Origin of the sequence: Corynebacterium canis (assembly GCF_030408595.1) — a bacterium.
Classification (GTDB): Bacteria; Actinomycetota; Actinomycetes; order Mycobacteriales; family Mycobacteriaceae; genus Corynebacterium; species Corynebacterium canis.
The window spans coordinates 2,974,450-2,997,194 of the sequence record NZ_CP047080.1 but is presented as its reverse complement, the minus strand read 5'-3'; the positions used below and the strand labels follow the sequence as shown (position 1 = coordinate 2,997,194).

General features: G+C 60.2%; 24 protein-coding genes. 15 read left to right on the top strand and 9 right to left on the bottom strand.

Features of this window, described 5'->3' with window-relative positions; all coding sequences use genetic code 11:
• Positions 1-6: 6 nt before the first annotated feature.
• Complete coding sequence (locus CCANI_RS13315; RefSeq protein WP_146325284.1) at positions 7-171, bottom strand: SIP domain-containing protein; 165 nt, start codon at positions 169-171, stop codon at positions 7-9.
• Between the two features lie 37 nt (positions 172-208).
• Here CCANI_RS13315 and CCANI_RS13310 point away from each other — a divergent pair, with 37 nt between their 5' ends.
• On the top strand, positions 209-796 hold the full coding sequence (locus CCANI_RS13310) for a hypothetical protein (protein WP_246118285.1): 588 nt from the start codon (positions 209-211) through the stop codon (positions 794-796).
• Positions 797-971: 175 nt separating this feature from the next.
• On the opposite strand, the gene CCANI_RS13305 is transcribed toward CCANI_RS13310, so the two are convergent.
• Entirely contained in the window at positions 972-1,790 is an 819-nt protein-coding gene (locus CCANI_RS13305; protein WP_146325256.1) for a siderophore-interacting protein, read from the bottom strand.
• A 57-nt stretch (positions 1,791-1,847) separates the two neighbouring features.
• Here CCANI_RS13305 and trhO point away from each other — a divergent pair, with 57 nt between their 5' ends.
• Genes trhO through CCANI_RS13290 form a run of 3 tightly spaced genes read left to right on the top strand, consistent with a single transcriptional unit; the run spans position 1,848 to position 4,101 of the window.
• Complete coding sequence (trhO, locus tag CCANI_RS13300) at positions 1,848-2,729, top strand: oxygen-dependent tRNA uridine(34) hydroxylase TrhO (protein ID WP_146325257.1); 882 nt, start codon at positions 1,848-1,850, stop codon at positions 2,727-2,729.
• Positions 2,730-2,750: 21 nt separating this feature from the next.
• Entirely contained in the window at positions 2,751-3,071 is a 321-nt protein-coding gene (locus tag CCANI_RS13295; RefSeq protein WP_146325258.1) for an antibiotic biosynthesis monooxygenase family protein, read from the top strand.
• Positions 3,055-4,101, top strand: a complete 1,047-nt coding sequence (locus CCANI_RS13290) for a sialidase family protein (RefSeq protein WP_146325259.1) — start codon at positions 3,055-3,057, stop codon at positions 4,099-4,101. The genes CCANI_RS13295 and CCANI_RS13290 overlap by 17 nt, the downstream gene beginning before the upstream one ends.
• 9 nt (positions 4,102-4,110) lie before the next feature.
• Here CCANI_RS13290 and CCANI_RS13285 read toward each other — a convergent pair whose 3' ends face one another.
• Genes CCANI_RS13285 through CCANI_RS13270 form a run of 4 tightly spaced genes read right to left on the bottom strand, consistent with a single transcriptional unit; the run spans position 4,111 to position 6,739 of the window.
• Positions 4,111-4,620 carry a hypothetical protein gene (locus CCANI_RS13285; RefSeq protein ID WP_246118286.1) on the bottom strand — a complete coding sequence of 170 codons (510 nt, stop codon included), beginning with the start codon at positions 4,618-4,620 and terminating at the stop codon, positions 4,111-4,113.
• Positions 4,621-4,629: 9 nt separating this feature from the next.
• Positions 4,630-5,277: an SDR family oxidoreductase gene (locus tag CCANI_RS13280; protein WP_146325260.1), complete on the bottom strand. Its 648-nt coding sequence runs from the start codon at positions 5,275-5,277 to the stop codon at positions 4,630-4,632.
• Positions 5,278-5,288: 11 nt separating this feature from the next.
• Positions 5,289-6,248 carry a universal stress protein gene (locus CCANI_RS13275; RefSeq protein WP_146325261.1) on the bottom strand — a complete coding sequence of 320 codons (960 nt, stop codon included), beginning with the start codon at positions 6,246-6,248 and terminating at the stop codon, positions 5,289-5,291.
• Positions 6,249-6,274: 26 nt separating this feature from the next.
• A complete protein-coding gene (locus CCANI_RS13270; protein WP_146325262.1) occupies positions 6,275-6,739 on the bottom strand; it encodes a MarR family winged helix-turn-helix transcriptional regulator in 465 nt (154 codons plus the stop codon).
• 290 nt (positions 6,740-7,029) lie between these two features.
• On the opposite strand from CCANI_RS13270, the gene CCANI_RS13265 reads away from it, so the two are divergent.
• The 9 genes from CCANI_RS13265 to CCANI_RS13225 all read left to right on the top strand — a co-directional run bounded on the left by CCANI_RS13265 (position 7,030) and on the right by CCANI_RS13225 (position 15,180).
• On the top strand, positions 7,030-7,392 hold the full coding sequence (locus CCANI_RS13265; RefSeq protein ID WP_146325263.1) for a DUF5318 family protein: 363 nt from the start codon (positions 7,030-7,032) through the stop codon (positions 7,390-7,392).
• A gap of 70 nt (positions 7,393-7,462) precedes the next feature.
• Positions 7,463-9,601: a transglycosylase domain-containing protein gene (locus tag CCANI_RS13260; RefSeq protein ID WP_246118287.1), complete on the top strand. Its 2,139-nt coding sequence runs from the start codon at positions 7,463-7,465 to the stop codon at positions 9,599-9,601.
• 65 nt (positions 9,602-9,666) lie between these two features.
• Entirely contained in the window at positions 9,667-11,130 is a 1,464-nt protein-coding gene (locus CCANI_RS13255) for a glycosyltransferase family 87 protein (protein WP_146325264.1), read from the top strand.
• Complete coding sequence (locus CCANI_RS13250) at positions 11,123-11,317, top strand: hypothetical protein (protein ID WP_146325265.1); 195 nt, start codon at positions 11,123-11,125, stop codon at positions 11,315-11,317. Before CCANI_RS13255 ends, CCANI_RS13250 begins: the two co-directional genes overlap by 8 nt.
• Positions 11,318-11,424: 107 nt before the next feature.
• A complete protein-coding gene (rpsF, locus tag CCANI_RS13245; RefSeq protein WP_186750347.1) occupies positions 11,425-11,712 on the top strand; it encodes a 30S ribosomal protein S6 in 288 nt (95 codons plus the stop codon).
• A gap of 108 nt (positions 11,713-11,820) precedes the next feature.
• Positions 11,821-12,441: a single-stranded DNA-binding protein gene (locus CCANI_RS13240; protein WP_146325267.1), complete on the top strand. Its 621-nt coding sequence runs from the start codon at positions 11,821-11,823 to the stop codon at positions 12,439-12,441.
• A 100-nt stretch (positions 12,442-12,541) separates the two neighbouring features.
• The gene (rplI, locus tag CCANI_RS13235; RefSeq protein ID WP_146325268.1) at positions 12,542-12,994 is read left to right on the top strand and encodes a 50S ribosomal protein L9; all 453 of its coding nucleotides are present in this window, start codon (positions 12,542-12,544) and stop codon (positions 12,992-12,994) included.
• 435 nt (positions 12,995-13,429) lie between these two features.
• The gene (locus tag CCANI_RS13230) at positions 13,430-14,107 is read left to right on the top strand and encodes a response regulator transcription factor (protein ID WP_146325269.1); all 678 of its coding nucleotides are present in this window, start codon (positions 13,430-13,432) and stop codon (positions 14,105-14,107) included.
• Positions 14,104-15,180: a sensor histidine kinase gene (locus CCANI_RS13225; protein WP_146325270.1), complete on the top strand. Its 1,077-nt coding sequence runs from the start codon at positions 14,104-14,106 to the stop codon at positions 15,178-15,180. The genes CCANI_RS13230 and CCANI_RS13225 overlap by 4 nt, the downstream gene beginning before the upstream one ends.
• Here the strand turns inward: CCANI_RS13225 and CCANI_RS13220 are convergent.
• Positions 15,177-15,953 (bottom strand): DUF2202 domain-containing protein, encoded by a 777-nt coding sequence (locus CCANI_RS13220; protein WP_146325271.1) that lies wholly within the window; start codon positions 15,951-15,953, stop codon positions 15,177-15,179. The genes CCANI_RS13225 and CCANI_RS13220 overlap by 4 nt on opposite strands.
• A 209-nt stretch (positions 15,954-16,162) precedes the next feature.
• On the opposite strand from CCANI_RS13220, the gene dnaB reads away from it, so the two are divergent.
• Positions 16,163-17,665 (top strand): replicative DNA helicase, encoded by a 1,503-nt coding sequence (gene dnaB, locus CCANI_RS13215; protein ID WP_146325272.1) that lies wholly within the window; start codon positions 16,163-16,165, stop codon positions 17,663-17,665.
• 25 nt (positions 17,666-17,690) lie between these two features.
• Here dnaB and CCANI_RS13210 read toward each other — a convergent pair whose 3' ends face one another.
• Positions 17,691-18,845 (bottom strand): MFS transporter, encoded by a 1,155-nt coding sequence (locus tag CCANI_RS13210; RefSeq protein WP_146325273.1) that lies wholly within the window; start codon positions 18,843-18,845, stop codon positions 17,691-17,693.
• A gap of 128 nt (positions 18,846-18,973) precedes the next feature.
• On the opposite strand from CCANI_RS13210, the gene CCANI_RS13205 reads away from it, so the two are divergent.
• Complete coding sequence (locus tag CCANI_RS13205; protein ID WP_146325274.1) at positions 18,974-20,521, top strand: cation:proton antiporter; 1,548 nt, start codon at positions 18,974-18,976, stop codon at positions 20,519-20,521.
• On the opposite strand, the gene CCANI_RS13200 is transcribed toward CCANI_RS13205, so the two are convergent.
• Complete coding sequence (locus CCANI_RS13200; RefSeq protein WP_146325275.1) at positions 20,518-22,698, bottom strand: heavy metal translocating P-type ATPase; 2,181 nt, start codon at positions 22,696-22,698, stop codon at positions 20,518-20,520. The genes CCANI_RS13205 and CCANI_RS13200 overlap by 4 nt on opposite strands.
• Positions 22,699-22,745: the final 47 nt, after the last annotated feature.

Sequence of the window (22,745 nt, the reverse complement as noted above, 5' to 3'; positions counted from 1 at the left end):
GGTGAGCTAGGTACGGGCAGCGCCGCGCTTCCAGTATCCAGAGAACAGGATCCGTTTTTTCGGAACCTGCTGGGCTACGAGGGCGCGGCGCATGCCTGTTGCCAGGGCCGCTTCCCCGCACAGCCACGCATAACTTAACTCGGCGGGGTCTAACCTAGGGTGGACAGTGATCGTACGAGGTTGCGGGCTTGAAAGTTACACTGGGAAGGTGAGTTCCGATCCACAATTGGTCGCTTACGGTGATGAGTCATCTGTTTTGCGCAGTCCTGAGTCGCAGGAATATCTTATCTGCGCGACAATTCTAGAACGTGCCCAGTTTGAGCAGCTGCGCAACCAACTGTTGCCCCTGTTACTACCGGGCCAGATTAAGTTGCACCGGACTGATGAAAGTGCCCCTCGGCGACGCTCCATCGTTAAGACCATCTCCGAGATTGAGTCGATCCAAGTGATTGTGACCAACAGCAGCGAAAAGAGCAAGAAAACCGAACGCTACCGTCGCAAATGCCTTGAAAGACTTTATTACGAGCTGGTGGAACTGAAGGTCTATCACCTCACCCTAGAGTCTAGACAGGAAGCTCAGAATCGGAAAGATATTAAGCATCTCGCGGCTTTGCAGAGTTCTGGTGTGTATAGAGGCTTAAGAATCTCTCATGCACGCGGTGGCGATGATCCATTGTTGTGGATCCCTGACGTCGTGTTAGGTGCTTTGAACGCCACAAAGCAGGGGAATCCCGAGTACTGGGATTTGCTGAAAGGTAATGTTCTTTCTTTCTGCAAGGCAGAAGATTCGCTGTAGAACAAAGCGAGGACCCTGGGTCCAGTCGTCCGGCTGGGGTCCCAAGGCCCTCTTCCTCTCCTGTCGTAACAGGCGGTTCTGGCTCAAAGGTATCACACGTTGCGGGAAAGCACCATAGAACCTTTCTAGGCACCACACAAACCGGGTGACTAAAACAAATTGTGAAAGTCAGGAGCTAGGTACGGGCAGCGCCGCGCTTCCAGTATCCAGAGAACAGGATCCGTTTTTTCGGAACCTGCTGGGCTACGAGGGCGCGGCGCATGCCTGTTGCTAGGGCCGCTTCCCCGCACAGCCACGCATAACTCAACTCGGCGGGGTCGAACGGTAGATCCTGCATATATTCTTCCACGCTTTGATCCCGTGCCATCGAACCCAGGCCAGCGGTGGGGAAATGTGGTTCCAGTTCGTCAGCCACGCCGTTGAGAAGCACGTGGGTGCGGGCCTTTTCCGCCGCCGGTAGGGTTTCCAAGATGCTGCGCAATGCGGGGGCCGCGGCCGGATCCGCCAAGTAGAATTGCGGCCCGGTGTGCTGGTAATGGCAGGAATTCATAAAGCGCACGCCCACCTCGTCACCGGCCTTTGCAAGTAATGTCCAGGTGGAGCCGGGCCCCGAGGTGCCGTGGGTGACTATGTCAAGGTCGACCTCCGCGGCGTCGTTACGCAATTCGCGGATGGTGTACCAGCGTAAGTTCACGGGCAGGTGCTTTACCGCCGCGCGCACGTTCAACACATTCGGATCGGGCATCACCAGCGTCTCCCCCGGCTTCGGCATAATCAAGCCCACGTATTCATCGGCACCGCCCAATTCAATATCGTGGAACAGCGCGGCACTTAAGGTGATCCGGCGCAATTGCGGGGCTAAATTCACCGCGCGCACCACCCGCGCCTGGCATAATTCCGTGCGGGGCTCGCGGTCCGGCAAGTCCATGTTTCGTGACACCGCGCGGGTCATCCCTTTCACGGTGGCCTTGTATAACGTGTTTTTAAGCGACATAAACAAAGGGTAGCCTAAATCGAATTTGGGGCGGGTACCGGGGATTACACTAAGCACATGGCCCAGAGCAAGATTCTCCTGTACTACAAATTCCAGCCCATTGCGGACCCCAAGGCGATCATGCTTTGGCAGCGTGACCTGTGCGAATCCCTCGGGCTGCGGGGCAGAATCTTGATCTCCGAACACGGCATCAACGGCACCGTCGGCGGGGATATGGCCGCCTGTAAACGCTACGTGCGCAAAACCAAGGAATACTTCAGCGGAATCGAATTTAAATGGTCCGAAGGCGGGGCGGAGGATTTTCCGAAACTATCTGTGAAAGTGCGCAATGAGATCGTTGCGTTCGGGGCGCCAGGGGAACTGAAGGTCGATGCGGAAGGCGTTATCGGCGGCGGCGTCCACCTCTCCCCCGCCGAGGTAAACGAACTGGTTGCCGAACGCGGCGACGAGGTGGTCTTTTTCGACGGGCGCAACGCCATGGAAGCCCAGATTGGCAGGTTTAAAGGCGCGGTGGTGCCGGACGTGCGCACCACCCACGACTTTATCCCCGAGCTGGACTCCGGCAAGTACGACCACCTGAAAGACAAACCCGTGATCACGTACTGCACCGGCGGGATCCGCTGCGAGATCCTGTCCGCGCTGATGATCAATCGCGGGTTTACCGAGGTGTATCAGGTCGATGGCGGCATCGTGCGGTACGGCGAGAAGTTTGGCAACCACGGGTTGTGGGAAGGCTCCCTGTATGTGTTTGACCGCCGCATGCACGTGGAGTTCGGTGACGACGCTGCGCAACTCGGCCATTGCATCCACTGCAATGCCCCGACGAACACGTTTGTGAACTGCGATAATGGGGAATGTCGGGAGCAGGTACTTATGTGCGAATCCTGCGCGGGCACCCCGGAGCTGGTTCACTGCGGAAATGATGCATGTCAAAGTTAGTTTTAGGGTAGGCTACGGCGTATGAGCATCGTGAAAATTAACGCACTTACTGTTCCCGAAGGTGAAGGCGCGGAACTTGAAAAGAGGTTCGAAGCCCGCAAGCATGTGGTGGATGACTCCCCCGGCTTCGAAGGCTTCCAGCTACTCCGCCCCGTTGCTGGTGAAACGCGCTATTTCGTGGTTACGCAATGGGCCGACGAGGAATCCTATGTTGCGTGGCGGGATGGCGACGCCCGCAAGGCCCAAAAAGACAATTCGCCCGCACATGGTGGCGAAAAGAAGCCGGTAGCAAGTAAGGCCGAACTCTTAGAGTTCGAGGTGGTACTTGGCTCAGGCGCCTAAGCTGCGCCTCGCCGCAGACACCGTATTGCTCGACCCCCGCGACGTCGATAAGCTCGTTCCGGGGGTTGTTGAGCTGCGCGCCCCGGCAATAGCGCAGGTCAGTGGGCATATCCTCGTGGCATGCGACGCGCGCACCCCGCCCGTGCACGCCGATTGGGAAGCCATCGGAGGGGCCATGGCAGCCGACCTGCCCAACCCAAACTCCCTGGTCATGATGCGTGACGGCGTTGTGGAGGTGCTGCGGAGCGGGGCAGTTGAGCCGCAAACGGGGTTTTCGGACCCATCGCTGATATCCGACGGCGCGCGGGTGGTCCTGTTCCATGCCCGCAGCGCCGATGTTGGGTTTTTCGGTTCGCGGCCGTGGCGGGGCGATGACGCGCGCGATACCTTGCACGTGGATATCGGTAGGTCCGCAGATGGCGGATTGACCTGGGAGTTTTCTACGATTACCGGGGCGGTTGCGGGGGAATATAGCGGGGTATTTGCCACCAGCGGGCACGGCTTGGTTGTGGGATCGACATGGCTGCAACCTGCGGTGATGCGGCTGGCGGACGGTAGGACGCGGCACGCCACTTGGCGCAGCGAAGACGCCGGCAAGACCTGGAGCTCGGGGGCCGCGTGCGGACACGATTGCGATGAATCCGCGCTCGCATATATTGGCGGACGGCTGGTGATGTCTGCCCGTTCGACGGCGGCCTTTCGCAGTGGTGCTTTGGGTCGTTGGTGGAGCGTATCGGAAGACCTCGGCCTGACCTGGGCGGAACCGCACTGGAGTTCGGAAATCCCGGCGGCGGCATGTAATGCCAGCCTCGTGGACACGCCCCATGGGCTCGCATGCATTTACGCCGAAGCCGGGCGGATCGGGGGCCGAATCATGCTGCTAGACCATAGGAATCAATGGCGCGAATGGGCCAAACTCGGTACCGGCCGTGCGTTCGGATACGCGGACGCGCTGTGGGCGGGCGATGAACTGGTGGTGGTGTATGAATCCGATGGGGCGTTGCGGCGGGTAGTTGCGGTGGCGGAGTGACGGCGCGGGTTAGCGTTGGCCGATGATAAGCATGGTCCCGAATCCGGTCATCCACGCGAGGGTAAAAGGCATAAGGAACCAGATGATCGCCAGCCACGGACGCCACCGCCTGTAGGCGCGCCATTTCAGGTAGGTGATCCAGGCTGCGAGGATGGTTCCCGAAAACGCGATGACCCCGGGGATGACCGGGAACAGGATTTCAAATTGGCGGCTGCAAATCCAGTCGGAGATTCCGGCGTCGCACAGCGGGCCGCCGGAAGTGCGAGAAATGATCGCAATGATAAAGGCGGTGAGGAAGGTCACGGCCGGAACGGCCACGGCGAAACCGATAGCCTGGCGGGTGGAGTCGCGGTTACGTTCGAGCCTTAGCAGCGGATCACTGGCGTCGTCGGGTTTCTGTTCCCCGGGTTCTTTTCCCATGGGCGTTTCGATGGCACGACGCAGCTCTTCCGAAATCTCGTGGATTCCCGGAAGGTCATTTTCTGGGTGGTGGGGGAAACGCTCATGGGGGTCGTGCATACTTTGACTCTAATGGGTACGGGGGCGAAGTATCATCTCGTTTGGCTCACAATCATCGGGGGTGTTTAATGCGTACACCACCGCAGCCGCCACCGTGCTCGCCCGGAGATACTGGGCGGGATCGTAATCGCCTTGTTCCTGTTCGACGATGTGTTTTTGCATTGGGGTATCGATGCGGCCGGGATGGACACTGGTCACGCGGATTACTGGTTCCTCTGCGCGCAATGCATCACACCAGGCACGCGCTGCGAACTTACTTGCGGCATAAGCCCCCCAATTGGGGTTAGCCCGATGTCCTGCTCCCGAATTCAAATAGACAACGTGGCCGTGCGCGGCCCGCAAGGCGGGCAGCAACGCATTGGTCACTGCGACCGGGGCGTGCAGGTTCACTGCCATTGCGGTCAACCAATCTTGCTGGGGAGCTTCACTGACCCTGCCCAGTGTGGCCACCCCGGCGCAATGCACGAGCGCATCGAGTTCGTGGATTTCCGGTAATTCGTATTCGGCGCAGAGATCCGCCTGCCACCAGGTCACGCCGTCGATTTCCCTCGGTTGGGTTCGATAGTGCGCGATCACTTGCCAGCCTGCATCGCTCAATTGGCGGGCAACTTCTAAGCCAACCCCGCCACTTGCTCCTGTAATAAAGGCTTTCCTCATGTTTGCAGAGGCTACCTTGAAGCGGCGGGTTTAATCAGCATGGGAACGCGTGTGTGACGGAGAATTTCGTTGGTGGCCGAGCCAACAAAGACCCTTTCAAAGTGCCCAAGCGGGGTTGAACCAACGTATAACAAGTCCCCCTTTTTCCATTTGAGGGCGTTAATCGCGCCGGACCAGCCTTTGCCGGAGCCAATTTCAGTAGTAATGGAAAGCTGTGGATGCCGCTCGAGGACCATGTCATGAATGCGGTCAAGGAACGCCAAAGAGTGTTCCCGCCATTCGTGGGATAACTCATTTTCTAGGTCAAAGTTACGGCCGAGGTCTTCGGTGAGCTCGTCGGGGGCGAAGGTGACAATCCGAAGGGGGACGTTCCACAGCTCGGCGAGATCGGCCGCGCTGTTGATGAGCGAGTCCGCGTCTTCAAGATCGATAAAGGCACACGTGATACGCGTGACGCCTCGTTTCGATAGTTTGACCGAGCGGGGCGTGAGGCCAAGCGGCAGGGGCGAGGAATGCAACATGGCGTCGGCGGTAGAGCCGGCGCGAAACTTTCCTTTCGGTGCGCCGCCATGGGAACCTAATACGACCAGGTTGGCCTTAAATGCGGTGGCGGCTTGCGTGAGCAGCGCGGTCTCGGAGGTGCCGTCAAGGAAGACGGAAACCTCATCGTCCCAATACTCTTTGGGGACGCCAGCGTTGGTCAGCTCTTTTTTGATAGCTGCGGAGTAGCGGGCAGACTCCTTTTTCAGCCACTTGTGGTACTTAGTGCCGATTTTGTTCAGCGAGGCGGTGGGCCACGGGCGGGTAAATACCGTGACCGCGCGAACTTGGATGGGCGTGGTTCGCGCCAACCAGGCTGCAAATTGAATAGCTTCGGTGCCGGAATCCCCGTCACGCCAAGCGATGAGTACACGTAACGGCTCGAGCGCACCAGCGTTTTTGCGAGCGCTGGTTGGGTGCTTCTTGGGCATCGAGCAGCTAAACCTCCGGGCTGATGTTAGTCCTTGGCGTCGTCCTTAAACGTTGCAGAGGTGTAATTTACTGCCAGTTGCTGGATGAGTGGGGCCAAGGCGCTGATGGTTTCCAGTTGTTCTGGTTCCAGTGTACTGAGCATCTCGGCGAGATATCGGGTGCGTTCTGCACCCACGCGTTCTAGTTCGGTGCGGCCCAGCGCCGTAAGTCTCACCCGCACCCCACGGCGATCTGCGGTATCGCGCAATCTTTCGATCATGCCGCGTTGTTCAAGTTGGTGGAGCGCATTGGATGCGGTGGGCATCCGGATACCCTCGCGGCGGGCAACTTCATTAATACGCGACGGGCCGTTTTCGGCGAGGCGCGTCATGATCGTGAGCTGCGGTCCGGTGAGATCGGATTGATCGGCACGACGGAAGTAGGTCACATACAACTGGGTCAGGGACGGACGGATAAGGGCGGCAATTTCCTCAGGCGAAGCATTCGACATGGCTTATATAGTACTCCTTAGCGCGCAACAATTAGGTCAAAGTCAACGGTTTTTCAAAGTTTATCGCTGATGAAAGTCGAGGTCATGGCCACAAAGTCTCAATTTTGCCAGTACAAAAAATCTTTGCGGCGTTAGCCGCACGTGTCAAATACAATAGCGAATCTGGGGTCGGCGCGGAGCCGTGTGTTCTAGGGTGTCGTATAAACAATCGTGTCCTTTCCAGCACAAAGGGGTGTGGAGACACCAAAAGAATCAGTAGAGATGCTTGCTATGGGCGTTAGACTGGCGGGGTGGTCGTATATCGTAACGAAGTAAGTCACCAGTGGGCGCGGCGTCGCCTGCTGGAGCAATGGCGTTCGGGTGCGGTACCTAAGGATGCTGTATGCGATGCGAGTTTCCTGTTAGTGACGGCAGCCCGCTTTCATGGTCGCCCAGCGGGCCACGTTTGTCCTGTCTGTGCCTCTGATGAGTTGCGGGTGGTGTTGTGGGTATTTGCCGATACCCTAGGGAAAGCATCAGGTACTGCCCGTAGCGAAGAGGAGATTGCTGCATTTACAGAGTCTGGGCACGATGTAACAGTTCATACGGTCGAAGTATGCCCGGCATGCAGATGGAACCATCTGGTCCGGGCAACAACAGCCTCAGCAGCGTGACACCGTGATTGCGCTTCCCCGTGAGGGAGCGTTCGGGCATAAAGAAGCAAACAATGGAGTGGAACCCTAGGTGAACGAACAAAAGCAACAAAAAAGAAGGACGAGGACGAAGGAGAAAAAGTCCCGGCTTGGCCGGAACGTCGGCATTACCTTCCTCGTGGTCACCCTGGTCGCGGTATTAGGACCAGTTGTGGCGTTTATGGTCGCATATGTCACCGCTCAGGTGCCCAAGCCCGATGAGCTGGTGAACAAGCAGATTTCTTATATTTACGCAGCTGACGGCTCTACCGAATTGGCGCGCGTGGTGCCGCCGGAGGGCAACCGCCAGCAGGTGAAGTTTGATGATATTCCCAAGCACCTTCGCGATGCCGTCCTCGCCGCCGAGGACCGCGAATTTTACAGCAATGCCGGCTTCTCGATCTCGGGTTTCGGCCGCGCGGTGCTGGGCCAACTTACCGGTAACGACAGCGCCGGCGGCGGTTCGACTATTACGCAGCAGTATGTGAAGAACGCTGTAGTGGGTAATGATCGCACCATGACGCGCAAGTTTAAAGAGCTCGTCTATTCGTCCAAAATGGCCAATGAGTGGTCAAAAGACGAAGTGTTAGAGGCCTATCTAAACACGATTTATTTTGGACGCAATTCATACGGCGTTTCCGCCGCCGCGCAAGCCTATTACGGAAAGCCGCTCGGCGAAATCACCGTCTCCGAGGCGGCCTTCCTGGCTGGCGCAATTCAACGCCCCAGCCAATTGGATCCATGGATGAATCGCCCAGATGCGGAAGAGCGGTGGAATTACGTTCTCGACGGCATGGTTCAGACCGGCGCGATTACGCAACAGGAACGCAATGAACAAACGTTCCCAGAAGTTATCGACCCCGCTCAGAACAGCGCCTATACGGAGGCCGCGGGCCCGAACGGCCTGATCAAAAACCAGGTTATTTCGGAGCTGGCTACCCTCGGCATTTCCGAAACGGATGTGCAAACCCGCGGCCTGCGCGTGATCACCACCATCGATCCGGTCGCCCAGGAAGGCGCGGTGGATGCTGTGCATAGCGTGATGCAGGGCGAGCCCGACAAGCTGCGTGTCGCCGTGGTGGCGATCGAACCGGGTAACGGTGCGATCCGCGCCTACTACGGCGGCGAGGACGCCACGGGTTGGGATTACGCCAATGCCGCCCTGCAAACCGGCTCCACGTTCAAGGTGTTCGGCCTAGCCGCCGCGCTGCAGCAGGGCATTCCGCTGTCCAAGCTGTATAGTTCGGCGCCGGTGCAAACGGGCAATATCACCGTGACCAATGTGGAGGGCGTGGGCTGTGGCACCTGTGCCATCCAGGAGGCGTTGAAGCGCAGCCATAACACCAGCTTTATTCGCCTGCAGCAGGACCTTGAGAACGGGCCGCAGGACGTTGCTGATATGGCTCACGCGCTGGGCGTCGCAAAGTCGCTGCCGGGCATCCCCGAAACTTTGTCCGAAAACGGTGAGTCCCCCTACGAGGGCATTATCCTCGGCCAATACCAATCGCGCCCCACGGACATGGCGGAGGGCCTGGCCACGCTGGCGAACGAAGGCGTGTGGCACAAGGAACACTTTGTGCAGAAGGTGGAAACCGCGGGCGGCGAAGTGCTCTACGAACACAGCGACGACGATGGGGAACGCCGCGTCTCCGCCAATGTGGCCAATAACGTGATGGCGGCCATGCTGCCGATCGCGGCGTATTCGAACGGAAATACGTTGGCGGGCGGGCGGCAGTCGGCGGCGAAGACGGGCACCACGCAGCTTGGCGACACCGGCCAGAACAAGGACGCGTGGATGATCGGCGCTACCCCGCAATTAGCGACGGCCGTGTGGGTCGGCACCGAAGACAACGCACCGCTGACCAACGCCTGGGGCGCTTCCATCTATGGTTCCGGCCTGCCTTCGCAGATTTGGAAGGCGACCATGGATACGGCGCTTTCCGGAAAGGATTTTGAAACCTTTAACAGTCCGTCCGGAGACCTGGGTTATAGCCCGAACCCGCAGATCGTGGGTCCGACGCAAAACCAGAACAACGCCCCAGCAACCACGATGAACACCGTCCCGCAGACCAGCGAGGAATTGGTGCCGGCGCCGGAATTGCCCGCGCTTCCCGAGGTTCCGGAGGCTCCCGAGCCGGTGGAAATCGCACCGGGGATCCGCGTGCCAAACATATTTGGCCCGCAGCAATAGTTCACAGACACACAACACGGACGGGGTTTTGCTTCGCCCCGTCCGTTCTACGCCATCGGAGTTCCATGAAAACCCAAACATCGATCCTGGATCGTGATACCCACAGAGTGCAGCCAGCCCACACCGAACCCGCTGCGCAGAGTTTCGTGGAATTCCTTGGCGGACCCATGGGGCGCTTCGCCGCCATCGGTCGCGCCCGCTTCTTTACGCCCCAGCGCACCCTGATCATTACGGCCCTGCTGTTTCTCGGTGCCGGGTTCTTTACCAAGGCGAATTGCATGGTGGGCACGCGCGTTGACTGGGGCGTGCAGCTGGATTGGTCGGGGCGTCGACAATATCTCTCCGCGTGCTACAACGATATCGTTCCGCTGTATGGCGCGGAAGGGCTCGACCAAGGCGCGGTTCCGTACTTTTATTCGTGGGTCGAGGACGGCGTGGTCCGCTTTATGGAATACCCGGTCCTCGCAGGTTTGTTCCAATGGATTAACGCCACGATCACCCGCTTTACCTATCCCCTGCTGGACCATATCGCGCCCGGCCACACGCTGCCGGAGGCGGGCCTGTACTTTATTATCACCGCGCTGGCGCTGACCACGTTCTGGCTCCTAGCAGTGATTATGGTGCGCGAGCTTACCGGCAATCGGGTGTGGGACACGGTGCTTATGGCCGCCTCCCCGCTGGTGGCGGTGCACGCTTTTACCAACTTTGACACGCCCTCGATCGCGCTGACCGTTGCGGCCATGCTTGCGGTAAAAAAGGGCAAGCTCTGGCGGGCGGGCGTCTGGATCGGCCTCGGATGCGCGTTCAAATTGTGGCCAATCTTCCTGCTTGGGGCGTACCTGGCGCTGGCGTTGCGCTACCGCAGGTTGGGCGCGTGGCTGAAACTCCTTGCCGGCGCCTGCATCGCATGGCTGGTGGTGAACGTGCCGCTGATTATCCTCGCCCCGGCAGGTTGGGCGGAGTTCTTCCGCCTGAATCAACGTCGCGGCTGGGAGGGCACCACCGTGTATGCCGTGGTGTCGCGGGTGACGGGCTGGCAGGGTTTCGACGCTCCGGGCAGCTCGGCGATCCTCAATGCGGTGAGCCTGGCCGCCTTCGTGTTCTGCTGCGTGCTGATCCTGTACGCGGGGCTTAAGAGCCCGAAGCAGCCGCGCGTGGCGGAGCTGGCGATGCTGATTGTGGTGGCATTCCTGATGACCAATAAGGTGTGGAGCCCGCAATATTCGCTGTGGCTGGTGCCGCTCGTGGTGTTGGCCGTTCCGCGCTGGCGGCTGGCCTGGTGCTGGATGTGCGCGGAGGCTGCGGTTTGGCCGATTCTGATGTGGCATATGCTGGGCGTTGAAGATAAAGGCATTAACCATGAGCTTCTCGACGTCGTGATACTCATCCGCGGCGGTTTGCTATTGGCGTTGACGGTACTCGTCCTGCGCCAGCTGTGGGGCCGGAGCGTGGACCCCGTATTGGAGGCACATGGCGGCCAAGACCCGCTCGCGGGACCGTTTGTAGCAAGGAGCACGTCGCATGTCTAACATGTCCATGATTGTCACGATTTCGAGTGTTTTCTTGGGGTTTCTGTGCTTTGGCGGGTCCTTTGCCAGCTTTATGTATAAGAAACGGCCGGTGCAGATCTGGGGGTTGTTTATCGCCGCGATCGTATTGATCACAGTGATTCCGGTGACTATTGCGGTGTTTTGGGCAACATTATTTTTGTCTTAGGTGGTTGTGGGGTACCTTTGAAGGGTTGCTGACGCAACGACCCTCCTGCCACGCCATCGGGGCGTGGCCGACTAAGAATTTCTAGACCACAGGAGGTGATGAGGTCCGTGCGTCAATACGAAATCATGATCATCCTTGATCCGAATCAGGATGAACGCACTGTTGCCCCGTCCCTAGACAAGTTCCTCGATGTTGTTCGCAAGGAAAACGGCGCCGTGGAAAAGGTTGATATTTGGCCGAAGCGCAAGCTCAGCTACCCTATCAACAAGCAAGAAGAAGGCATTTACGCTGTCGTCGACCTCAAGTGCGAGTCCGCTACGGTGCTCGAACTTGATCGTCTGCTGAACCTCAGCGATACCGTTCTTCGTACCAAGGTTCTGCGCAGCGACCGCTAATCAGCGACACAGCGGGCAACGATAGTACTATTATCGCTTTTGCCTTGTGAAAACACTGCATCCACACAGCATTCACTGCATACGTCGCACAGAAAGGCAGCTCAAGCCATGGCACAGGGAGAAACCACAATCACGGTCGTAGGCAATCTTGTCGCCGACCCAGAACTCCGCTTCACCCCTTCCGGGGCGGCGGTTGCGAACTTCCGAATCGCCTCTACCCCACGTCGGTTTAACCGGCAAACAAATCAGTGGGACGACGGCGAAGCCATGTATTTGACATGCAATGTGTGGCGGCAGGCGGCGGAAAACGTCGCCGAGTCCTTGACCAAGGGCATGCGTGTGATTGTGTACGGTCGGCTCCGGCAGCGCTCGTTTGAAACCCGCGAGGGCGATCGGCGTAGCGTGTTCGAGATCGAAGTTGATGAGGTTGGTCCCTCCCTGAGCTTCGCAACCGCCCAAGTCAACCGCGTTCAACGTGGTGGTGGCCAGGGTGGTTATGGCGGTGGCCAGGGCGCTAGCCAAGGCGGCGGTGCACCTGCCCAACAGCAGCAGGCACCCCAGCAAAACCAAGGCGGTTTTGGTGGCTTTGGCGGCGGCGGTGGCCAGCAGCAGCAAAGTCAACAGCAAGGTGGTTTCGGTGGCAGCACCGCGGCCCCTGATAACGATCCGTGGAATTCCGCACCGGCAGCTGGTGGATACGGTCCTGCAGATGATGAACCGCCGTTCTAATCAGGTGCGTGAGGGTTATTCCTCACCCCAGATCAACTGTTAGTTTTCCTCGTTGCGCTTGAACAAAGCGCAGCGGTATGTACAACGAAAGGCAGGGATCATGAAACTGATCCTCACCGCCGCCGTTGACAATCTCGGTGTCCCCGGCGACATCGTCGAGGTCAAGGCCGGCTATGGACGTAACTACCTGCTTCCCCGCGGCCTCGCCATTGTTGCGACCCGCGGCGCTGAAAAGCAGGTTGAGGGCATCAAGCGTGCCCAGGAAGCTCGCGCTATCCGCGACCTTGATCACGCACGCGAGGTGAAGGCACAACTCGAGGCGCTGGAAGGCGTGACCATCGCAGTTCGTTCCGCCGATAGCGGCAAACTGTTTGGTTCCGTCAAGGCGGACGATGTTGCGGCTGCAGTCAAGAAGGCTGGCGGCCCGACTTTGGACAAGCGTTCCATCGAGTTGCCGAAGGCTCACGTGAAGAGCACCGGCAAGTACCAAGTCAACGTAAAACTGCATGACAACATCGCAGCCACGGTGAACTTTGAGGTCGTCGCTGCGTAACACACGCCAGACGACGGCGGCTAACTGAGGTTAGCCCAACGACAACAGCACACATGCGGCCCCAGTCCACAGACCCCGATTTTTCATTGGGGGTTGTGGGTGGGGCCGCATGTGATTTTCTGCCTTCGGGAGCCCAAATTCCACGTGAACTGGAGGTTTTCCACAAATGTTTCACATGTGACTGTGGATAACAATGATAAAGTTGGGAAAAGCGCAGGTCAGCGGGGGTATTTCGGAGCGTTTTTCACAGCGTTTTTCACACCCTATCCACATAGTTATCCACAGGCTGGACGCGCCATGTGAATGTTTGTGCGCTGCCTGTGGATAACTCCGTAACACCGTGGATAAATTGTTGGCAAAGCGTTATCTTTTGGCGCGTTGTTCACCGCTCCCCGATCGCCCGCCGGCACCCCAACCTTTGTTACAAAGGACCCTATGGATCGTATTCTGGTGGTGGACGATGAACCCGGCATCCGCGACGTGCTCGTCGCCTACCTGCAGCAAGAAAACTTCCAGGTTCGGCAGGCCGGCACCGCCCAGGAGGCGCTCGAAACTATCTCCGAGTGGCCCCCCGAACTCGTGTTGTTGGATATCGGCCTCCCCGATGTTGATGGCCTCGAGGTGCTGCGGCGAATCCGAGCACAGTCCAGCGCATTTGTGATTTTGGTTACGGCTCGCACGGATGAGACCGATATCCTCGTCGGCCTTGGCGTCGGCGCGGACGATTACATCACCAAGCCGTTTAGCCCGCGCGAGGTGATCGCCCGCGTCAAGGCAGTGCTGCGCCGTAATCGCCCAGCAGCAGCCACCGATACCTCGCTGCTTCGCGTGGATACGGCCCGCCGCGAGGTATTGCTCGAAGGCAAACCCGTGCAGCTTAGCGCCCTCGATTTTGACCTCCTCGCCGCGCTCGCCGAGTCCCCCGGCCGCGTGTTCTCCCGCGCGCAGCTTTTAGAATCTGTGTGGGGATACGATTTTTTCGGCGATGAACGCGTCGTGGACGTGCATATACGGACGATCCGGCACGTGCTTGGGGACGACGCGACGTCGCCACGCATAATCGCAACTGTGCGCGGCGTCGGCTACAAGTACATTGGCGGCGATGCTCGATGAAACTATCGATGCGTTTGGTGCTTTCGCACCTCCTCGTGGTGGCGTGTGGCGCGATCGTGACGTTTAGCGTCGTGGCGTCCGTGGCCCCCGGCGACTTCGACCGCCGCATCGGCCCCGAGCCTCCCGAACACTTCGGCGGACCTGCGGTGCGTGAAAACTTCTCCGCCACGCTTACCAACACCCTGTTCCTAGGCACCGCGATCGGGGTGCTCCTCGCCGCGTTTTTGGGCATTATTCTCGCACGTCAATTGCTGCGCCCATTGGAAACGGTAAGCGCGGCGGCGGGGGCGATGGCGCGCGGCGACTACGGCTACCGCGTGGACATCCCTAACGAGCCGGAATTAGCAATCTTGGCCGAAGACATTAATGCCCTCGGCGAGGCGTTGGCGGAGGTTGAAGCGACGCGCATGCGGCTGATCGGCGAGGTCGCCCACGAAATGCGCACCCCCCTCACGGTCATCGACGGCAACGTCGAAGGAATGATCGATGGCGTGCTCGCCTGCGACCCCGAACGTTTGAGCCTAATCAGCGCCGAGGTGCGCAGGCTTCGCCGGCTTAGCGACGACCTCACGGCCCTTTCCCGCGCCCAAGAAGGCCGCATCCGCATTCGCCTCGACACCGTAGCGTTAGAACAGCTTATCGACGCCGTGCTCGCCCGCTTCGCTGTGCAGGCCGAAGATGCCAACATTGCCCTCTCCCGCACCGGCTATTTCCCCGCCGTATCTGGGGACGCCGATCGCATCACCCAGGTGCTCACAAACCTGATCGGAAATGCACTACGCGCCACACCTCCCGGTGGCAAGATCACCCTTATCGGTGAAGCCTCGGGAAATGTGGCGCGCATACACGTCCGCGATACCGGCATCGGCATCGCCAGCGAAGACCTAGAGCGTATTTTCGAACGTTTCTATCGGGTCAGCGACGGTGTCGCCCACTCCGAAGGATCCGGGGTGGGCCTCACCATCGCCCGCCAACTCATGCGCGGCATGAATGGCGAACTCACGGCGGCATCTGAGGGGCTAGGAAAAGGCACCACCTTTACCCTCGAATTGCCAACCGCGGCTACCTCCTAGCTGGAGCGCTCGGTGGAAGGCTGTTCAGTCGTGCTGTCCTGGCTGGTATCCTCCTGCTGGCGCTTCTCACCCTTGCCGCGCTTCCCGTCTTGAGGACGTTCATCCTCTACGGTTTCCCCGTTGGCGGCGAGGGTAAAGCGGTCAAGGTGCTTTTCGGCGGCACCGCGAAGGCGTTCCAAGGCCTCCTTGGTTTCCGCGGAATCGGTGGATTCGAGGGCCTTGTCCACGGCGGCGATATTGTATTCCTCCGCCTCAATGGCCACCTTGTAAGCCTCATCCAGCGACGTCTTGGCGCGCTTTAACAGCTCGTCGTAGCGCTTTTGCACGTCCGCGTTCTCATAGGTGCCGGGCATGTGCTGCTCGTCCGGAGCGCCGCCGCCATCAGGGCCGCCTTCGGGGCGCTGCTCACCCTGCGGAGCATCGGAGCGCTCGGGCCCACCGCCGCCGCGGCCCGGGCCGCCGTTCTTATCGAACCGCTCAAACAGGGTGGACTCCTCGTAGTGCTCCGCGATCGCGGTGTAGAGGTCGCGGGTCATGCGGAAGTTCTCGCCGACCTCGGAGAGATTTTCGTCGGAGGAGAAGTCAATCTTGCCCGGACGCTGCGGCTTACCCGCGTCCCCCGTGTTCGAATCCTTATTTGCATCGGTGGTGGAGGTGCTCGAGGTTGCGGACGTGCTGATGTTGGTGGCCAGCGCATAGGTTGGCATGGCCAGCGCCCCAGCGGCGAGAATTCCAGCGGCGATCAGTGCTACACGGGAGTGCAGTTTCTTCATAGTGAAGCTCCTTTCTTGGTGTACCTCCTAATCAACACCCTGAATGTGAAGCATCAACGGTTGCTTCTGTGAAGATTGTGTGAAGGTTGCGGAGAGCTCATATGTGGGCCAATTGACCCACACAATCGTGGCTTCGTTATACTCGCAGAACGTATCGTGGATATTGGCGTCCGAATAACCCCGGTTGCAAGCGATAAAGGAGCTGGTCAATGAGTGATTCACTGAACGCCAGCTTTGACGACGACTACCTTCCACCACCGCCGCCGAGTTACCCCTACGACGATGCTGCAGATATGGCGCTGCCCACCCCGGCATTCGCCCGAGATGTGAGCGGATCGCGTGCGCAGTACTACCAACCGGGCGGCCCACCGAATCCTCCGAACCGGGAGTTTGGCCGCCAGCCGCCGCACGATAACGAGGCTGAGCAGGGCGTTTTAGGGGCTATGCTGATGAGCCAGGCCGCCATCACAGACATTATTGAAGAACTCACCCCGGAGGACTTCTACCGCCCGGCGCATCAATTGATCTACAAGGCGATCCTGGATCTTTTTAGCGATAACAAAGAGGTAGACCCCGTTATTGTCGCTGGCCGCCTCGATCGCCATAATGACCTTGAACGCGTGGGCGGTGCGCCCTATCTGCACACGCTGTTTCAAATCGTGCCCACGGCGGCGAACGCGCGCTATTACGCGGAGATTGTGGCGGAAAAGGCGGTGCTCCGCCGCCTTGTCGACGCAGGTACGCGCATTGTTCAGCTCGGCTACGAGGGCACGGAAGGCGCCGAGGTTGACGCCGTGGTGGACATGGCGCAGCAAGAAGTCTTCGCCATCGCGCAGAAAAAGGTTTCGGAGGATTACTCCATCCTCGCGGATATCCTCCAGCCCACCATGGACGAGCTGGATAAGATCGCCGCGGACGGCGGGCTTGCCACCGGCATCCCCACGGGATTCGCGGACCTTGATCACCTGACCAATGGTTTCCACGGTGGGCAAATGATCATCGTCGCCGCGCGCCCAGGCGTGGGTAAATCCACAATAGCCCTCGACTTTATGCGCGCGTGTTCGATCAAGGAACGCAAGGCTTCCGTGATCTTCTCCCTCGAAATGTCCAAGGTAGAGATTATGTTCCGGCTGCTGTCCGCCGAATCCTCGGTGAAGCTTTCGGATATGCGCGGCGGCCGCATGACCGATGAGGAATGGGCGAAGCTCGCCAACCGCGCCGGCGAAATCGAAGACGCCCCCCTTTTTATCGACGACTCCCCCAACCTCACCATGATGGAGATCCGCTCCAAGGCCCGCCGCCTGAAGCAGCAATACGACCTCCAAATGATCGTGGTCGACTACCTCCAGCTCATGAGCTCCGGCAAACGCGTGGAATCCCGCCAGCAGGAAGTCTCGGAGTTTTCCCGCCAGCTGAAACTCTTAGCCAAGGAGCTGGACGTTCCCCTCGTGGCTATCTCTCAGCTCAACCGTGGCCCCGAATCCCGCACCGACAAAAAACCCCAAGTCGCGGACCTGCGCGAATCCGGTTCGCTGGAGCAGGACGCGGACATAGTCATGTTGCTCTACCGCCCGGACTCCCAAGATCAAGATAGCGAGCGCCTCGGCGAGGCGGACATCATCGTGGCCAAGCACCGTGGCGGCCCCATCGGCACTATCCCAGTCGCGCACCAGCTGCACTATTCTCGCTTCGTCGATCTCGCCCGCGGCTAACCGACCCCACCCCAGGCAACCTTAGCTACCCTTCCGAAGTCCGGCGCACCACCCGCGTCACGGGCACGATGGACGCGAATGTTACCGCCGCCCCGATAAGCAGGCAGGTAACGTAGCCGAATTGCGGCCCGAGAATGGAGAGCGCGAAGGGCGCGAAAAATCCGACGTACGTGAGCGAATAGAAGGCGGCGATAAGCGCCCCGAGCTCGTCTGGGGGCGTGAGTTGTTCCACTTCGCGCAGCCCCGAGACCATCATGGTGCCGTAGCTGGCACCAAGCAGCACGGCGGTGGGTAGCAGCAGCCAGGGGTTGAGCGTCCAGGCGACGATCGCGCCGCAGATCAGCCCGATGGTGGCGGTGCTGAGCCCGGCGATGGCGGGCGGTACGTAGCTATTGCCCAGCCGCCCGGCCAGGGGTTGTACCGCCACGCCGGTGAGCATGGTGAGTGCGCCGATCATCCCGGTAAAGGCGATCGGCGCGGGCGTGTGCATGGCCACCAGCGAGGTAAGGGTGGCAAAGGAGATTGTTGCGGTGCCGAACACCCATGGCGCCCACGCGGCGATGGCCCAAATAAAGCGCGCTGTAAAGGCCGTGCGTGGCACCAATTTACGTTTTTGCGTGACCACGACCTCCGGGGCCGGCGCATTCCATACCAGCGGCGTGATCAGGGCTAAGAGCGCCAAATGGATCAGGAATGGCCAGAGGTCGGGCTGTGGGAGCCATTCGGCCACCACGCCTCCCACCAGCGGCCCGCCGCCGAAGCCTGCGGAGAGCGCGATGGTGGCCCTGCGTGCGCCCGCTTGCGGCGAGTCCGTGGATACTTGTTTCAGCCAGGCCGCCCCCGCCGCCATGACCAATCCGACCGCGATGCCGGCGATGCAACGACCGACGGTGAGCAGCCATTGCGGCCCGACGCCGCCTCCGATGATCACTATTGAACCTAATGCTGAGCTTATAAGTGCAGGTCGGATAAGGGCGCGCCGCCCTAGCCTATCTGATAAGGGGCCGCCGATTAGCAATGCCGGCACTAATCCACCAACATAAATGGCAAAGATCCAAGTGACTTGTGTGGCGTTCAATCCCTCAAGGCGCTGATACACGGGTAAGAGAGGTGCGAAGACGTTGGCACCAAAAGCGATCGCGAATAATCCGAGCGCAACACGTAGCCACGTTGGTAGCACGCAGCACCTCCACTCATAAAAAGTGATTCAAATTACATGATCGTATCGCTTGACGGTATCAGCGCCTAAAATTAGCCCCACTTCAGGGGCGGTCCGCCGCACGCGTAGAAGGAAGGTGAACCTACCGGATGGAAGCGCTGTTAGTGGTCATGGGGGTGCTTTTGGCCACCATGATCGTCGTCGCTATCGGCGACCGCATTGGGCTCCCGTGGCCCGTGCTGCTCACGCTCGTCGCGGCCGCAACCATGGTGTTGCCGGGCATCCCCGAGCTGAAGATTCCCCCCGAGCTCATATTGCCAATCTTTATCCCGCCGCTGTTGTGGGCGCTGGCCCGCCGCACTAGCTGGGGTCAGATCAAGGAGCAGCGCGCTACCCTATTGAGCCTGTCGGTATTGCTGGTGTTTGCCACCACCGGGGCCGTTGCGGGCGTTTCCATGTGGCTTTTGCCGTCGTTGGGGCTCGCCGGCGCGATTATTTTGGGCGCGGCGCTCGCTCCCCCGGATCCGGTTGCGGTTGACGCTGTCGCCGAGCCCGCGGGCGTGCCACGCCGCCTTACCTCCACCCTGCAGAGCGAGGGTTTGTTTAACGACGCCGCGTCTATCGTGGCCTTCCACGTAGCCCTCGGCGCGCTCACCGCAGGCGAGGACCTGAGCTTCCAGACCGGCATCGAGGAATTTTTGTATTCCGCCGTGGTGGCCACCGTCTTAGGCCTGGTTATCGGTTTTTGCGCGGCAAAGCTCACGGACTGGATGCACTCCACCGTCGCCCGTAATGCGCTGTCTTGGGTGATCCCGTTTGTTACCTACGTGGTGGCCGAGGAACTTCATGCTTCCGGCGTGATCGCCATCGTGATCGCCGCCGTGGAAATGAATTCGCGGGTGAGCGTGAACGCCGAGGATCGCCTCACCGGGCACGCCTTCTGGGAAACGGTGGAAATGCTTTTTACCGGCGTGGCCTTCGGGCTGATCGGCCTGTCCGTCCGAGACGCCGTGAACGAGGTCGGTTCCGAGCTTTGGCACGCGGTGTTTGTGGGTGTGGTGCTTTCGCTGGTCCTGATCGTGGTGCGTTTCGCCTGGATGTGGCTCTATTGCAAGTGGAATATTCATAAGCGCCGTAAGAATGTCGCGCCGCTGCGGTTGCAGGAGGTGCTGCTGCTGACCTGGGCGGGCATGCGCGGCTTGGTCACCCTGGCCCTGGTGCTATCGATCCCCATGGATGTGGTACCCCTGCATCACGAGCTCACGGTGATCGCCCTGGTGGTGCTGTTGATAACCATGGTGCTGCCCGGCCTGACGCTCCCCTGGCTTATGCGCCAGCTCAGTCTGGAGCGGGGGCCGGATGCCCATGGGGATATCGCCCGCGCCGCGCTTTCCAAACGCGCGCATGACGCTGCGGTTGAGGTATTGCACAGGCATGCGGAAGAGCTGCCGGTGGGTACTGTGGCGAGTTTCCAGGCGTGGCTCTCCCGGGAAATCGGTGTGGAGCACGTCGATGTGCTTGACGACGAACGCTTTGACGAGCTGCGTCGACACGTCGCCGGGATTCGCGCCGAAGCCCTAACCGCCGCCCAGCAGGAATTATTGGACGCCCGGCAGGAACGCGGCATAGATCCCGCGATCGTGGACGAGGTGTTGCACACCGTAGACCGCATGATCGTCGCCTCACGGCGCCACTAGGAAAACCTCTTGAGGCGCAGGGAATTGGTCACCACGAACACCGAGGACGCCGCCATCGCGGCCCCCGCCAACATCGGGTTGAGCAAGCCCAGCGCCGCCACCGGGATCAGCACCACGTTGTAGGCGAACGCCCAAAACAGGTTGCCCTTGATCGTGCGCAGCGTGGCCCGCGAAAGGCGGATGGCCTTGCTGGCGGCGCGCAGGTCATTTTGCATCAGGGTGATATCGCTGGCCTCGATGGCAACGTCGGTGCCGGCGCCCATCGCCAGGCCCAGGTCGGCCTGCGCCAGTGCCGCGGCATCGTTGACGCCATCGCCGACCATGGCCACCTTGCGGCCTTGCTCCTGCAGCTTTTGGATCTCCGCCACCTTGTCTTCCGGCATCACCTCGGCGATCACCCGTTCGATGCCCACCTCCGCGGCCACCACGCGCGCCACCTGCTCGTTATCGCCGGTCAGCAGCACGGGCGTGAGCCCCAGGGCCTTGAGTTCCGCCACGGCTTCCGGCGAGCTTTCCTTTACCGTGTCACGCACCGCGATCAGACCTGCGGGCGCGCCATCGACGGTGACGGCGACGGTGGTCGCGGCGTCGATACGCTCCGTGGCGCGACCCACCGTAACGTTTCGCTTATCGACGACCCCGTGCACGCCCACCCCGGCCTCGTTACGGAAGTCCGTCACTGGGCGTGGTTCGCCGGCCTCGGTAATCGCACGGGCGATCGGATGTTCGCTCGCGGATTCGACGCTGGCGGCGAGGTTGAGCACCTCTTCCTCGGTAAAGCCGGGGGCGGGGCGCACCGAGGTCACCGCCATAATGCCCGTGGTGACCGTGCCCGTCTTATCCAGCACGATCGTGTCCGCACGGCGGGTGGACTCCAGGATCTCCGGGCCCTTGATCAGCAGGCCCAATTGCGCGCCGCGCCCCGAGCCCACCAGCAGGGCCGTCGGGGTGGCCAGGCCGAGGGCGCACGGGCAGGCGATAATCAGCACGGCGACGGCGGCCGCAAAGGCGTCCGTGACGGGGTTACCGGCCAAGACGTGGCCCGCGAGGGTAAGCATGGCGGCCGCGATAACGATGGGGACGAAGACTTGTGCGATACGGTCTACAAGCCGTTGCACCGGTGCCTTGCTGGCCTGCGCATTGGTGACCAGCTGGGTGATCTGGGCGAGCTTGGTATCCGCACCGACCCGCTCCGCGCGCACCACCAAGCGGCCGGAGGTATTCAATGTGGCACCGGTGACCCGGGAGCCGACGCTCACCTCCACCGGCACCGACTCCCCCGTCAACATGGATTCATCCACCGCCGACGCACCGGCCACCACTACCCCATCCGTGGCGATCTTTTCACCTGGGCGGACAACAAAGAGGTCGTCCACGCGCAAGGCGGAAATCGGGCGGCGGGTTTCGCGGTCGTCGATAAGCACGGAAACGTCCTTGGCGCCGAGGTCGAGCAATGCGCGCAACGCCTCGGAAGACTGCCCCTTTGCGCGGGCCTCAAACCAGCGCCCCAGCAGCAGAAACACAATCACCATCGTGGCGGTATCCAGGTAAATCTCGTGCAAACCGCCGCCCGCGTGCGCAGTCAAACTGAAGTGCATCACCATGCCCTTCTCCCCCGCGCCGCCGATAAACAGCGCCACCAGCGACCACAAAAACGCCGCCGTAGTGCCCAAGGAAATCAGCGTGTCCATGGTGAAGGCGCCATGGCGCAGATTCGTCCACGCCGCGCGGTGGAACGGCCAACCACCCCACACGTACACCGGCGCCGCCAGCGTCAACGAAGCCCACTGCCAATAATCAAATTGCAACGCCGGGACCATGGACAACACCATCACCGGCACGCCAAGCAGCGCGGACACCACCAGCCGATGCCGCAGCTCCCCGTCCTGGGTTTCCGTTGGAGTGGGTTGATTCGGCTCTGGAACGTCGGCAACTGGTGCGTCGGTATTGGTGAAAAACGCGCCGTAGCCGGTCTTTTGGATCGTAGCCATCAAATCCTCGGCGGAGACCGCGGCGGGGTTAAAATCCACGGACGCCGTTTCGGTGGCAAAGTTCACCGTGGCCGTGACGCCGTCCAGCTTATTGAGCTTGCGCTCCACGCGGGACGAGCACGACGTGCACGTCATGCCGGTCACACCGATATCAACGTGCTGCAATTCCAGCGTGGATTCACTCATACCGACCCATCTCCTACCGGGAAAATCGAAAACTACCTAGGCCCTAC